Source organism: Ferrimonas sp. YIN67 (genome assembly GCF_057219095.1).
The window spans coordinates 278054-291728 of sequence record NZ_JBXVVJ010000002.1 but is presented as its reverse complement, the minus strand read 5'-3'; the positions used below and the strand labels follow the sequence as shown (position 1 = coordinate 291728).

Annotated in this window: 9 protein-coding genes; 5 read left to right on the top strand and 4 right to left on the bottom strand. The window is 57.6% G+C overall.

Annotated features, from left to right (window positions below; all coding sequences use genetic code 11):
- Positions 1-46: 46 nt before the first annotated feature.
- On the bottom strand, positions 47-2668 hold the full coding sequence (gyrA, locus tag AC2D8U_RS04960; RefSeq protein ID WP_484617946.1) for a DNA topoisomerase (ATP-hydrolyzing) subunit A: 2622 nt from the start codon (positions 2666-2668) through the stop codon (positions 47-49).
- A gap of 182 nt (positions 2669-2850) precedes the next feature.
- On the opposite strand from gyrA, the gene ubiG reads away from it, so the two are divergent.
- From ubiG to nrdB, 4 genes are all read left to right on the top strand, one after another.
- Entirely contained in the window at positions 2851-3564 is a 714-nt protein-coding gene (gene ubiG, locus AC2D8U_RS04955; protein WP_484617945.1) for a bifunctional 2-polyprenyl-6-hydroxyphenol methylase/3-demethylubiquinol 3-O-methyltransferase UbiG, read from the top strand.
- Between the two features lie 3 nt (positions 3565-3567).
- Positions 3568-4239: an HAD family hydrolase gene (locus AC2D8U_RS04950; protein ID WP_484617944.1), complete on the top strand. Its 672-nt coding sequence runs from the start codon at positions 3568-3570 to the stop codon at positions 4237-4239.
- 364 nt (positions 4240-4603) lie between these two features.
- A complete protein-coding gene (nrdA, locus tag AC2D8U_RS04945; RefSeq protein WP_484617943.1) occupies positions 4604-6919 on the top strand; it encodes a class 1a ribonucleoside-diphosphate reductase subunit alpha in 2316 nt (771 codons plus the stop codon).
- 21 nt (positions 6920-6940) lie between these two features.
- Entirely contained in the window at positions 6941-8077 is a 1137-nt protein-coding gene (nrdB, locus tag AC2D8U_RS04940) for a class Ia ribonucleoside-diphosphate reductase subunit beta (RefSeq protein WP_484617942.1), read from the top strand.
- Between the two features lie 297 nt (positions 8078-8374).
- On the opposite strand, the gene AC2D8U_RS04935 is transcribed toward nrdB, so the two are convergent.
- Complete coding sequence (locus tag AC2D8U_RS04935; protein WP_484617941.1) at positions 8375-9826, bottom strand: sulfatase family protein; 1452 nt, start codon at positions 9824-9826, stop codon at positions 8375-8377.
- Between the two features lie 223 nt (positions 9827-10049).
- On the opposite strand from AC2D8U_RS04935, the gene AC2D8U_RS04930 reads away from it, so the two are divergent.
- A complete protein-coding gene (locus tag AC2D8U_RS04930) occupies positions 10050-10328 on the top strand; it encodes a 2Fe-2S iron-sulfur cluster-binding protein (protein ID WP_484617940.1) in 279 nt (92 codons plus the stop codon).
- Between the two features lie 140 nt (positions 10329-10468).
- On the opposite strand, the gene AC2D8U_RS04925 is transcribed toward AC2D8U_RS04930, so the two are convergent.
- Positions 10469-11392 (bottom strand): sensor domain-containing diguanylate cyclase, encoded by a 924-nt coding sequence (locus AC2D8U_RS04925; protein ID WP_484617939.1) that lies wholly within the window; start codon positions 11390-11392, stop codon positions 10469-10471.
- A 251-nt stretch (positions 11393-11643) separates the two neighbouring features.
- Positions 11644-13662: an oxidoreductase gene (locus AC2D8U_RS04920; protein WP_484617938.1), complete on the bottom strand. Its 2019-nt coding sequence runs from the start codon at positions 13660-13662 to the stop codon at positions 11644-11646.
- Between the last annotated feature and the right edge of the window lie 13 nt (positions 13663-13675).

Genomic DNA, 13675 nt, shown 5'->3' with positions numbered 1-13675 from the left:
AGAAAACAATACGGGCGCCTCTATGGGCGCCCGTACACATCGACGATTATTGCTGTTCGTCTTGATTACCTTGGGGTTCTTGCTCAGATTCGGCCCCAGCAGTGTTGCTGTCTTGCGCCGCTTCGTCAAGCCCCTCTTGCTCTTCGACCTCCTCGATCCGCTGGAGTCCGACCACTTGCTCGTCGTCGGCGGTGCGGATCAAGATGACGCCTTGGGTGTTACGACCCACTTCAGAGACTTCGGAGACCCGGGTACGCACCAGGGTTCCGGCGTTACTGATCATCATGATCTCGTCATTCTCATTGATCTGAACCGCTCCGACCACAGGGCCGTTACGCTCAGAGACCTTGATGGAGATCACGCCCTTGGTGGCCCGGCTCTTGGTCGGGTACTCAGCCTCAGAGGTGCGCTTACCGTAACCGTTTTCGGTGACCGTCAGGATGGCGCCATCGCCCCGTGGCACAATCAGGGAAACCACCCGATCACTGCCTTCGAGGTTGATGCCGCGCACACCGGTGGCGGTACGACCCATGGAGCGGACCTGATCCTCGTTAAAGCGCACCACTTTACCGGCATCGGAGAACAGCATCACTTCGTCATCACCCAGGGTGATGTCGACACCGATCAGTTCATCGTCGTCGGCCAGGTTGATCGCCCGGATCCCGGAGGAGAGCGGACGGCTGTAGGCATCCAGCGCCGTCTTCTTCACCGTGCCCTTGGCCGTGGCAAACAGGATATGCTTGTCCGCCGAGTACTCGGAAACCGGCAAAATCGCGGTGATCCGCTCGCCCTCGGTCAGCGGCAGCAGGTTGACGATCGGGCGGCCCCGGGCCGCACGGCTGGCCAGCGGCAGCTGGAAGACGCGCATCCAGTACACCTTACCTATGCTGGAGAAGCAGAGAATGGTGTCATGGGTATTGGCCACCAGCAGGCGCTCAATGAAGTCTTCCTCCTTCATCTTGGTGGCCGACTTACCTTTACCGCCCCGTCGCTGCGCCTCGTAATCAGACAGCGGTTGGTACTTGACGTACCCTTCGTGGGACAGGGTCACCACCACATCTTCCTGGGTGATCAGATCCTCCATGGAGATGTCGGCGGAGGAGGCGGAGATCTCCGTCTTACGCTCGTCACCGTAAGCGGCTTTCACCTCTTCCAGCTCTTCCCGGATCACCTCCATCAGGCGCTCGGTGGACGCCAGGATGTGCAGCAGCTCGGCGATCTGCTCCAGCAGTCCCCGGTACTCGTCCAGGATGGACTCGTGCTCCATACCGGTCAGCTTGTGCAGACGCAGATCCAGGATCGCCTTGGCCTGTTCTTCGGTCAGGTAGTAGTGGCCGTCACGAATGCCATACTCGGGCTCGAGCCACTCGGGACGGGCCGCATCATCACCGGCGCGTTCCAGCATGGCCGCAACGTTACCCAGCGCCCAACCTTTGGCCAGCAAGCCTTCACGGGCCTCGGCAGGGGTGGCGGCATTGCGGATCAGCTCAATCACAGGATCGATGTTGGCCAGAGCAATGGCCAAACCTTCCAGGATATGGGCACGGTCACGGGCCTTGCGCAGTTCAAAGACGGTACGACGGGTCACCACTTCGCGGCGATGGCGAATGAAGGCTTCCAGGGTCTCTTTGAGATTGAAGATCTTCGGCTGACCGTTCGCCAGGGCCACCATATTGATGCCGAACACGGTCTGCATCTGGGTCTGGGCGTACAGGTTGTTCAGTACCACTTCCGGCACTTCACCACGCTTGAGCTCAATGACGATGCGCATGCCGTCCTTATCGGACTCATCACGCAGGCCGCTGATCCCTTCAATCTTCTTGTCTTTAACCAGCTCGGCGATCTTCTCGATCAGACGCGCCTTGTTAACCTGATAAGGCAGTTCATCAACGATGATCGCCTCACGGCCTTTGGCATCCGTCTCGATTTGGGTCAAGGCACGGACGTAGATCTTGCCGCGACCGGTATGGTACGCATCGAAGATCCCCTTGCGGCCATTGATGATGGCGCCGGTGGGAAAGTCAGGACCTGGGATGATCTCAATCAGCTCATCGATGGTCGCGTCTTCGTTCTCGATCAGGTGCAGACAGCCATCCACCACCTCATTGAGGTTATGGGGCGGAATATTGGTGGCCATGCCCACGGCAATACCGGACGCGCCGTTCACCAGCAGGTTCGGGACGCGGGTTGGCAGTACCGCCGGGATCTGCTCAGTGCCGTCATAGTTGGGCACATAATCCACGGTATCCTTGTCCAAGTCCGCCAACAACTGGTGGGCGATCTTGTCCATCCGCACTTCGGTGTATCGCATCGCCGCAGCGGAATCGCCGTCGACGGAGCCGAAGTTGCCCTGGCCATCAACCAGGGTGTAACGCAGTGAGAAGGGCTGCGCCATACGGACAATGGTGTCGTAAACGGCGCTATCACCATGGGGGTGATACTTACCGATCACGTCACCGACCACACGGGCCGATTTCTTGTAGGGCTTGTTCCAGTCATTGCCCAGTTCATTCATTGCAAACAGTACGCGACGGTGCACTGGTTTCAGGCCGTCTCGTACATCAGGCAAAGCACGTCCAACGATAACGCTCATGGCGTAATCGAGGTAGGAGCTTTTAAGCTCCTCCTCGATGTTGATTGGCGTGATCTCTTTGGCCAGATCAGTCATAAAATGCTCGATCCCCTCACAGCGGGTCCCACTACGGTCTCCGCCCCGGTCCTACCGGTAAAAACAGTGGTTTGGGATTCTAACACAAGCACCGAGCAAAAGAAGGCTTACGGCGGTTTCGGTGGTCGACCGCTGTCGATATAATCGTCCAGAAACCCGTTATCAAGGCAGAACCGACAAAAATGACTCAAACAGTGAACGTGGATGCCCAGGAAGTGGCAAAATTTGAGCAACTGGCAGCGACCTGGTGGGACCCCAAGGGCCACTCCGGTCCGCTGCACCGGATGAACCCGCTTCGCCTGGCCTACATCGAACGCCACAGCGAAGGGCTGTTTGGCAAACAGATCCTGGATGTGGGCTGCGGTGGCGGCCTGCTCAGTGAGGCGATGGCCAAAAGCGGTGCCAAGGTGACCGGCCTGGATATGGGCGAGGAGCCGCTGGAGGTGGCACGCCTGCATGCCCTGGAGAGCGGTATCGAGATCGACTACCTCAACGGCACCGCCGAGCAGCACGCCGACGGGTTCGCTCGGCGCTACGACGTGGTGACCTGCATGGAGATGCTGGAACATGTGCCGGATCCCGCCTCCGTGGTCAAAGCCTGTGCCGCCCTGGTTAAACCCGGTGGCCAACTGTTCCTCTCCACCATCAACAAAACCCCCCAGGCCTACCTCTTTACCATCCTCGGGGCGGAGCGGATCGCCAAGGTACTGCCCAAAGGCACTCACGACTACAACAAGTACCTGCGCCCTTCCCAGTTGATCCGCTGGTGTGAAGAGGCCGGCTTGCAGGTACGTCATGCCGACGGCATGCGCTACAACCCCCTGACCGAAACCTTCAGCATGAGCCGGTCGACCAAGATCAACTATCTGATCCACGCCACTAAGCCGGAGATCTGAGCCTTGACCAAGCCTTTTAAAGGGGTACTGTTCGATCTCGACGGCACCCTACTCGATACCGCGCCCGATCTGGGCCGGGCCGCCAATGTGGCCCTGGCCCAGTACGGCTATCCGCCCATCAGCATGACCACCGCCGGTGAGGTCAGTTCTCACGGTACGGGGGGACTCCTTGGTGCGGCATTGGGAGGCCTGTTCACCCGCACCGATGTCGCCCCGTTACGCCGAGCCTTGTTGCAAGCATACCGACAAGCCTTGAGCGTCAATACTCAGGCATTTGCACAGATAGAGCCCCTGATCCATGCCCTGGATCAAGCCGATGTGCCCTGGGGGATCATCACTAACAAGCCTGGTTGGCTGACCGATCCCCTGCTCGATCAGTGGCCGCTGTTTAAACAATCACGCTGCCGGATCAGTGGTGATACCCTCAAGGTTGCCAAACCCCATCCCGAGCCCATGTGGCTGGGCGCCGAACAGTTGGGCCTGGAGTCCAGCGCCATCCTCTATATCGGTGATGCGGAGCGGGATATGGAGGCCGCACAGCGGTCCGGCATGACCGGCGTCATTGCCCTCTGGGGCTATCTGCGTCCCGAAGACCAACCCCACCTCTGGCCCGCTCAACACGCCATCGAGTCCCCGCTGGCGATCCTGGATCTGCTCGGTTTACCTAACGCATAAAATTGCGCCACTCAAGTCAGCCATCAAAAAAATCTTTGGTGGCTGATTTGTTAACCAAGTGCAGCGAAACTCCCCCTCCTGAGGCATATCATGGTAAGGCGCCACTAACCTGGCGGCAGCGATCACACTTTATGCACAATATGTCCACAGATCTATCTATTGAATCACGCGTCAAACCGCCCTATCTTGTAGTCAAGATCCTGACACATACTAGATATAGTGTTACAGATCGCTCATCAAACACAATTGCTTGACGCCAGCAGCATGGCGCAGCACACGGAGTGGATCAGACACAATGCCCCAATTGTGAGGTCTGATCGGCTCCCTTTTGACTTTCACAGGGACCAGGCGAGCGCGAACGTCAATGAACAGCAACCTTCTAGTAACAAAACGGAACGGGCGGCAAGAGCCCATCGATCTGGAGAAGATCCACCGGGTGATCTATTGGGCCGCCGACGGGCTCAACAATGTCTCCGTCTCTCAGGTGGAGCTGGCCGCACACATCCATTTTTACGACGGCATTGAAACCGAAGCGATCCATGAAACCATCATCAAAGCTGCCGCCGATCTGATCAGCGCCGAGGCGCCAGACTATCAGTACCTGGCCGCTCGCCTGGCGGTCTTCCACCTGCGCAAGAAAGCGTACGGACAGTTCAAGCCACCGCACCTGTACGATCATGTGGTCAAACTGGTCGAAGCGGGTCGCTACGACCCCCATATCCTGGCGGATTACAGCTTTGAAGAGCTGGACGAACTCAACCGCCATATCGATCACTGGCGCGATACCAAGTTCTCCTACGCTGCCGTTAAACAGCTGGAAGGCAAGTATCTGGTGCAAAACCGGGTCACCGGCGAGGTGTTTGAAAGCGCCCAGTTCCTCTACATGCTGGTCTCGGCCTGCCTGTTTTCGCACTACCCGAAGGCGACCCGGCTGGACTACGTCAAGCGTTTCTATGACGCCACCTCCCTGTTCAAGATCTCCCTGCCAACCCCAATCATGAGCGGAGTGCGCACCCCGACCCGCCAATTCAGCTCCTGTGTGCTGATCGAGTGTGGAGACAGCCTGGATTCCATCAACGCCACCTCCAGCTCCATCGTCAAGTACGTCAGCCAGCGGGCCGGGATCGGGATCAATGCCGGTAACCTGCGCGCCTTGGGCAGCCCGATCCGCGGGGGCGAAGCGTTCCACACCGGCCTGTTGCCCTTCTTCAAACATTTCCAGACCGCAGTGAAATCCTGCTCTCAAGGGGGCGTACGCGGCGGGGCCGCCACCCTGTTCTACCCCCTGTGGCACCTGGAGGTGGAAGATCTGCTGGTACTGAAGAACAACCGGGGCACCGACGCCAACCGCATTCGCCATATGGATTACGGCGTGCAGATCAACCACACCCTGTATCAGCGCCTGGTGGACGGCGGCGAGATCACCCTGTTCTCCCCCTCCGACGTGCCCGGCCTGTACGACGCCTTCTTCGCCGATCAGGCCGAGTTTGAACGGCTCTACTGCCAGTACGAGCAGGATGACAGCATTCGCAAGAAGCGGGTCAAGGCGATCGAACTGTTCAGCCTGATGATGCAAGAGCGTGCCAGCACCGGACGGATCTACATCCAGAACGTGGATCACTGCAACACCCACAGCCCGTTCGATCCCAAGGTGGCGCCGATCAAACAGTCCAACCTGTGTCTGGAGATCGCCCTGCCCACCAAGCCTTTGTCCCATACCGAGGACGAAAGCGGTGAGATCGCCCTGTGCACCCTCTCCGCCTTCAACCTGGGGGCCATCGACAGCCTGGATGAATTGGAGGAGCTGGCGGAGCTGGCCGTTCGTGCCCTGGACAACCTGCTCGATTACCAGGACTACCCCATCAAGGCGGCGAAGATCAGCACCATGAACCGCCGTACCCTGGGGGTGGGTGTCATCAACTTCGCCTACTACCTGGCCAAGCGCGGCAAGCGCTACTCCGACGGCAGTGCCAACAACCTCACCCATAAAACCTTTGAGGCGATCCAGTACTACCTGCTCAAGGCCTCCAACAACCTGGCCAAGGAGAAGGGGGCGTGCCCGGCCTTTAACGAGACCACCTACGCCCAGGGCATTCTGCCCATCGACACCTATAAAAAGGCGCTGGATCAGATCTGCGACGAGCCGCTGCACCTGGATTGGGAGTCACTGCGGACCGAGATCCGCGAGCATGGCCTGCGCAACTCCACCCTCTCGGCGCTGATGCCATCGGAGACCTCTTCACAGATCTCCAACGCCACCAACGGCATCGAGCCGCCCCGTGGCCTGATCAGCGTCAAGGGCTCCAAGGATGGGGTGATGAAGCAGGTGGTCCCCGGGATCGAAGAGCTGGCCGAACGCTACGAACTGCTCTGGGATATCCCCAGCAACGAGGGCTACCTGCAGCTGGTGGGCCTGATGCAGAAGTTTATCGATCAGGCGATCTCCGCCAACACCAACTATGATCCCGGCCGCTACGAGGGTAACCGGATGCCGATGAAGACCCTGCTCAGGGATCTGCTGCTGGCCTACCGCTACGGTCTTAAGACCCTCTACTACCAAAACACCCGGGACGGTCAGACCGACGCCCAAACCAGTAGCAAAGGCAACGGACAAAACACCGCCACCGTCGTCATTGAAGACGCCGAGGACGATTGTGCCGGCGGCGCCTGCAAGATTTAACGCTGGGATTTAGGAGATATCATGAGCCATCAATACAGTACTTTTTCCCGGATCAATAACGACGCCACCGCCGAGCCCATGTACCTGGGCAACCCGGTTAACGTGGCCCGTTACGATCAACAGCGTCACCGCATCTTCGAGGATCTGATCGAGAAGCAGCTCTCCTTCTTCTGGCGTCCGGAAGAGGTGGACGTCACCCAGGATCGCATCGACTTCAATGCCCTGCCCGATCACGAGCAGCATATCTTCCTGTCGAACCTCAAGTACCAGACCCTGCTGGACTCCATTCAGGGACGCAGTCCCAACGTGGCGCTGCTGCCCCTGGTTTCCCTGCCTGAGCTGGAAACCTGGATTGAGACCTGGTCCTTCTACGAGACGATCCACAGCCGCTCCTACACCCACATCATCCGCAACATCGTCAAAGATCCCGGCGTGGTGTTTGATGACATCGTGGTGAACGAGGAGATCCTCAAGCGGGCCGGCGATATCAGCCACTACTATGATGATCTGATCAGCGAAACCCAGCGGTACCAGCAGTTTGGCCCGGGTGACCACCAGATCAACGGCGAGACCGTGACCATCAGCCTACGGGGCCTGAAGAAGAAGCTGTACCTCTGCCTGATGTCGGTCAACGTGCTCGAAGCGGTGCGTTTCTACGTCTCCTTCGCCTGCTCCTTCGCCTTTGCCGAGCGGGAGAAGATGGAGGGTAACGCCAAGATCATCCGTCTTATCGCCCGGGACGAACAGCTCCACCTGGTGGGCACCCAGCATATGATCAACCTGATGGCCGACGGCCGGGACGATCCCGAGATGGCGGAGATCGCCATCGAGTGCCACGCCGAGTCCATCGAGATCTTCCGCCGCGCCGCCGAGCAGGAGAAGGCCTGGGCCGGCTACCTGTTCAAGGACGGCTCCATGATGGGGCTGAACCAGCAGATCATCGAAGACTATGTGGAGTTCATCACCAACGAGCGGATGGCCGGTCTGGGCCTGGCGCCCATCTTCGACAAGCGCACCAACCCCCTGCCCTGGATGAGCAAATGGCTGGAATCCGACGCCGTGCAAGTCGCGCCCCAGGAGGTGGAGGTCAGCTCCTACCTGACCAACCAGATCGACAAGGAGATCAGCGACGAAGATCTCGCCGGCTTCGAGCTCTAATCGTCCGGTAACGATACACAAAATCACCCAAGCAACCGGCACTTGGGAGCACAAAGAAGGCGAGCCGTTGCTCGCCTTTTTATGGCCATACTGACTACTGGAGATCGCTAAACGCCGACTTTAGCGCCTCAAAAAGGAGCTGCTGGAGAGGCAACCACATTACCGTCGATGCCCTCCTGCTAGCCGGGGATGATCCGGGTCGCCAACTGGCAACCAGTGCCATCGTCTTGATCCAGATCCAGGGCTAACGCCGTCCCAAGGCACCCTCCCCTTTAAGGCCGAGGTAACTCCAATGGCTCACTCCTTCGCGACCATCTGTTTTGGATTAGTGGACTGTAAATGGCGATTCTTTTCGAGTTGCTCAGTCAGATGCACAACCAGATCCGGCATGCGGCCTGCCAGATTGTTCGTTTCACCCGGATCAGCCTCGAGATCGAACAACTCTATTGCCTCGTACGTGCCGTTATTATGGCGTCGATATTGTTTTGCATGTCTCTGTATCGCCTCTTTGCTATGGCGCAATAACTTCCATTTTCCTTGGCGAATACCGATCAGCTCTCCTTTAGCAGAGAAAAATAACAGCTTGTCCCGAGGAGACTGCACAGCATCCCTATCTGACAGTAAGGCACTAATGTCGTAGCCATCCAGGACCTGATCCTCGGGGAGTTCGGCGCCGATCAGTGTTGCTAAGGTTGGGTAGAGATCTAGGGTTGAAGCCATTTGGTCGCGCACCTTGCCTTGAGCGATTAAACCCGGACCCCAGAAAACTGCAGGGACTCGCATTCCTCCTTCCCAGGAGAAAAACTTACCGTCGCGTAAAGGCCCGGCGCTACCAACCGAACCTGATTTTGGCCCTTTACCTATGGATAACCAAGGGCCGTTATCCGAGGTATAAATCACCAAGGTATTCTCATCTATCTCGGCGTCGCGAAGCGCCTGGACAATCTGTCCAGTACTCCAGTCGAGTTCGGCTATCGCATCACCGTAGGGGCCATAATCCGATGTACCAACAAACTCCTCACTTGCACCGATCGGTACGTGAGGCATGGTATGAGCAACATAAAGGAAAAATGGCCCGTCTTTGTGGGTACGAATAAAGGAAACCGCGCGCTCGGTGAACCTCTGAGTCCAAAGGTTTTGATCGGCGGGAAATTCAATCACTTCATTGCCTTCCATCAAAACCCCACGCTGATCTGATCCCTTGATCTTATCCAGCATATTCTCACGGCTACGGCCTTCTCGGAACACCACACCATCTGCCAGTTTTAAGTGGGCACTCATTACCATATCGTTGCTATAGGGCGTTCCATAGTAACTATCAAACCCTCGCTGCAGAGGCAAAAGCTCCTGTGTGTGGTGCCCCAGGTGCCACTTACCTATCATTCCGGTGGCGTAGCCTTGTTGTTGAAAGAGCTGGGGCAATAACACGAGGTTAGGATCTAACCCATGCTTCGAATGAGGAAACACGACACCATTGCCCAGTCCGATTTTGGTTGCATACATGCCGGTCAACAACGAGGCTCGAGATGGAGTACAGACCGACTGGGATACGTAGAAATCCGTGAAGCGAACCCCTTCTTTTGCAAGGGAGTCCAGTGCTGGGGTATTGATCCTATCTGCCCCATAGCTACCAAGATCACCATACCCTTGATCATCGGCCAGGATCACGATGACATTCGGGGCCGAATGGGCAGCAACAGCCGTACAAACCATTCCTAACCCTAAGCTATAGCGTATTATCTTCAGCATTTTACGTATCCTTGTAATGCTTGCGTGGACCAACTGCTAACGCTAACAAACCGCATGAGCGTACAAATGTAAAGACCTATCCAATGGACAAAGGCTATCCGTTGACGATGGCCACTGAGCAAAAATCCAACGAGCGGCCAATAAGCAACCTGCAAATGTCTCGGTAAAATCGGTTTGTTCTGCTAGGCAACTGCCTATAATCTTGCTCTCAATCAGCAGAACAATGACGTCATCCAGATCCCTGCCAATGAATCATAAAATAACTTTAAATACTGAAACTTGGGTTCATAAAGAAGGCGAACCCTTACTCGCGTCTCTAACACCCAGGGGTCACTACAGTGAATGTCAAAATGGCTATTGCGGGGCTTGCAAGACTCGGCTGGTCAGCGGCGAAGTACGCTACCTCACGCCGCCCATGGCCTACACCCGCCCCGGTGAGATCCTGCCCTGCTGCTGTACCCCGACCTCAGCACTGGTGTTGCATCAACCCGAGAGCACCTGACGACCGACATCGATGTCCCCTCTCCTTTCTTCCGTAAGGAGGTCAAAAGTCAGAGTGTAAGCCTCGGGCGCAGCGAACTGCCAAAACAGTGGTTCGACGTACGCCTGCTTTTGCCAGGACGAGAATCTCAGCGTCTGAAGTTACACGCCTTCGAGTTCCCTGAGATCCAGCCTGACGCCACGCTTTGCCCCACGTTTGGCTTGATACATCTGTTGATCGCTTCTCTCGATCAGAGTGGTGCAATCATCCATTTCATTGGCCAGGCTAGCCCCGATGGACACAGTGATCCGGATCTGCTCCCCAGCCTCCATCAGGTACCCTCCCCGGATCAACCGGTTTAAACGGGTAGACACCCTCGTTAATTCCGGCTCGCTGATATAGGGCAGGATCCCGACAAACTCGTCCCCCCCCCAGCGGCCGAAGGTATCGTAGGGACGACTGTTGGTGATCAGTGTCTGGGCGACATAACGCAGGACCTTATCCCCCACCAGGTGGCCATAGCTGTCATTGATCTGTTTGAAGTTGTCGATGTCAATAAAGAGTACGCCCAGACCTAGCCCAGTCTGGCGCTCCTCATCGAGCCGGCGCTGCAGTTCACCATCCAGATAACCCCGATTAGGCAATCGGGTCAATTCATCAACCAGCAAGCGCTTTTCCAGCTCCTTGAGCCTTAAGTTATTGGCTGCCTGATGGCTAATATCACTGAACAGTTCAATACCACCGATCACCTGACCTTCGGCGTCAAACAGCGGGGTAATTCGTACCGATACAGGTACCCTGTGCCCCTGCTTGTGATGCAGATAGACCTCGGCGGTACGGGGCTGACAATCCGTCATGGTATTGACCAAAGGGCAGTTGGTCATGCAGAGCTGATTACCCTCACAATCGATGTGAGTCAGAATGTTGTCCGAACAGGGACGTCCCACCACTTCGTCGGCGCTAAAGCCTGAGATCGCCTCCGCCGCCTTGTTCCAGTAGGTGATCACCCGGTCCTTGTTGACGAAATAAAAGCCGTCGTACAAATTGCTGACAACCGACTCCCAGTTGGCATCGCTGATCTTCATCCTTTAACCCTGTGCAATTACAACTCTATGGGTCTATCCAACGGAAAACAGCGTCCGAAGACGCCGTTCACTAGAAAAACCCTGTTTAGTTCAATACTTTACACAGGAGAGAAAGGAAAAATGCGATCCCCATCGGAGTAATGAAATTCGGTGTCAGAATGGCTGGTCCCGAGGATAAAAGAAACTGCAGGGGACCTTTATCGCCGTCCCCTGCAGTGGCTAAAAGCCAAATGATCCGCAAGTACGTATCCTCATAACGCCGCCACCACCTCCAACGCCTGGCGGATCGCCCGCTTGGCGTCCAGCTCCGCCGCCACGTCGGCGCCACCGATCAGGTGATAGGGGATCCCCTGCTCCTCCATGGCATGGGCCAGCGCTCGATTCGACTCCTGGCCCGCACACAACACCACGGTATCGACGCTCAGGCACTGGGACGTATCACCCAACCTGATGTGCAGCCCCTCCCCGTCCAGACGCTCATACTGCACTCCGGTGATCATATTAACCCCCCGATCCTTGAGCACGGCACGGTGGATCCAGCCCGTGGTCTTGCCCAGGCCAGCTCCCGGCTTACTGGTTTTGCGTTGCAACAGGGTGATCTCCCGCGCCGACTCGAAAGCGCTGCCATGTCGCTCGGTCAGACCGCCGTTGTTGTCATAAGCCAGATCGACCCCCCACTGGGCCCGCCATTGCTTGGGGTGCAAGGTTGGCGAGGCATGGGGCTCGGAGAGGTACTCGGCCATATCAAAGCCGATCCCCCCGGCGCCGATCAACGCCACCCGCTGCCCGGCTTTCACTTCCCCCCTGAGTACCTGCTGATAGGTCACGGCATGCTCAACACCGGGGAACTGGGGGATCCTGGGCACGACCCCCGTCGCCAGCACAACCCGATCGTACTCTGTCATCTGCTCCGGCGAGACCGCCTCGCCCAGGCGAAGCTCCACGTCGAGCGTCTGCAAACGGTGCTTGAAGTAGGCCAGCGTTTCCTGAAATTCCTCCTTGCCCGGGATCTTCGCCGCCAGATTAAACTGGCCCCCGAGGTTCTCGTTAAGCTCAAACAGAGTCACCTTGAACCCCCGCTCGGCGGCATAGCAGGCACTGGCCATGCCCGCCGGCCCGCCACCGACCACGGCAACCGTCGTCGGCTTTTCAACCGGAGTCAGGCTCAGCTCGGTCTCATAACAGGCAAAAGGATTCACCAGACAGGTGGCACGTTTAAGCTTGAAGGTATGATCCAGGCAGCCCTGGTTACAGCCGATACAGATGTTGATGTCGGCACGCCTGTCGGCAGCCGCCTTGGCAACAAAGTGGGGATCCGCCAGCATCGGCCGGGCCATGGAGACCATGTCCGCCTGCTCATCGGCCAGGATCTGCTCAGCAACCTCCGGCGTGTTGATCCGGTTGGTGGCCACCACGGGGACACTGACGTGCTGACGCAAACGTTGGGTGATCCCGGCAAATGCGCCCCGGGGAACACTGGTGGCGATGGTGGGGATCCGCGCCTCGTGCCAGCCTATCCCGGTATTGATGATATTGACCCCATCTTGTTCCAGCCACTTGGCCAGCTGCACCACCTCCTCCCAGCTGTTACCCCCCTCCACGAGATCCAGCATGGAGAGGCGGAAGATGAGGATAAACGCCTCACCCACAGCCTCCCGGATCGCCCGAACTGTCTCAAGCACGATCCGCGCGCGCCCCTCAAGGCTGCCACCGTAAGCATCATGACGTTGATTGGTGGCTCGGCACAGGAACTGGTTCAGCAGGTATCCTTCCGATCCCATGATCTCCACACCGTCATAACCCGCCTTTTGGGCCAGCCGAGCACAGCGGGCGTAGTCCTTGATGGTCTTGCGGATCCCAGACAGGCTCAGGGCCTTGGGCTTGAATCGGGAGATGGGGGACTGGATGGCACTGGGCGCCACGCACAGGGGATGGTAGCCGTAGCGACCGGCATGGAGGATCTGTAAGCAGATCTTACCCCCCTCGGCGTGCACCGCTTCGGTGATCTGTCGATGTTTTCGGACCTGCCAGCCGAAGGAGAGCTGGCTGGCATGGGGATAGAGACGGCCACGGAAGTTGGGGGAGATCCCTCCGGTGACCATCAGGCCAACGCCTCCTCGAGCACGCTCGGCATAAAAGGCCGCCAGCTTGGCAAAACCGCCCCGCTCCTCCTCCAGGCCGGTATGCATCGAGCCCATCAGCACCCGATTGTTTAATTGTGTAAAGCCCAGATCCAGCGGGCGCAACATATTGGGATAGGGGTTGCTCATCCTTAAACACCTG

What these genes read in the sequence shown, in the direction of transcription:
- AC2D8U_RS04935 (WP_484617941.1), bottom strand. Translation starts at nt 9,826, where the DNA reads ATGCTGAAGATAATACGCTATAGCTTAGGGTTAGGAATGGTTTGTACG.
- AC2D8U_RS04920 (WP_484617938.1), bottom strand. Translation starts at nt 13,662, where the DNA reads ATGAGCAACCCCTATCCCAATATGTTGCGCCCGCTGGATCTGGGCTTT.
- AC2D8U_RS04925 (WP_484617939.1), bottom strand. Translation starts at nt 11,392, where the DNA reads ATGAAGATCAGCGATGCCAACTGGGAGTCGGTTGTCAGCAATTTGTAC.
- nrdA (WP_484617943.1), top strand. Translation starts at nt 4,604, where the DNA reads ATGAACAGCAACCTTCTAGTAACAAAACGGAACGGGCGGCAAGAGCCC.
- nrdB (WP_484617942.1), top strand. Translation starts at nt 6,941, where the DNA reads ATGAGCCATCAATACAGTACTTTTTCCCGGATCAATAACGACGCCACC.
- AC2D8U_RS04930 (WP_484617940.1), top strand. Translation starts at nt 10,050, where the DNA reads ATGACGTCATCCAGATCCCTGCCAATGAATCATAAAATAACTTTAAAT.
- gyrA (WP_484617946.1), bottom strand. Translation starts at nt 2,668, where the DNA reads ATGACTGATCTGGCCAAAGAGATCACGCCAATCAACATCGAGGAGGAG.
- ubiG (WP_484617945.1), top strand. Translation starts at nt 2,851, where the DNA reads ATGACTCAAACAGTGAACGTGGATGCCCAGGAAGTGGCAAAATTTGAG.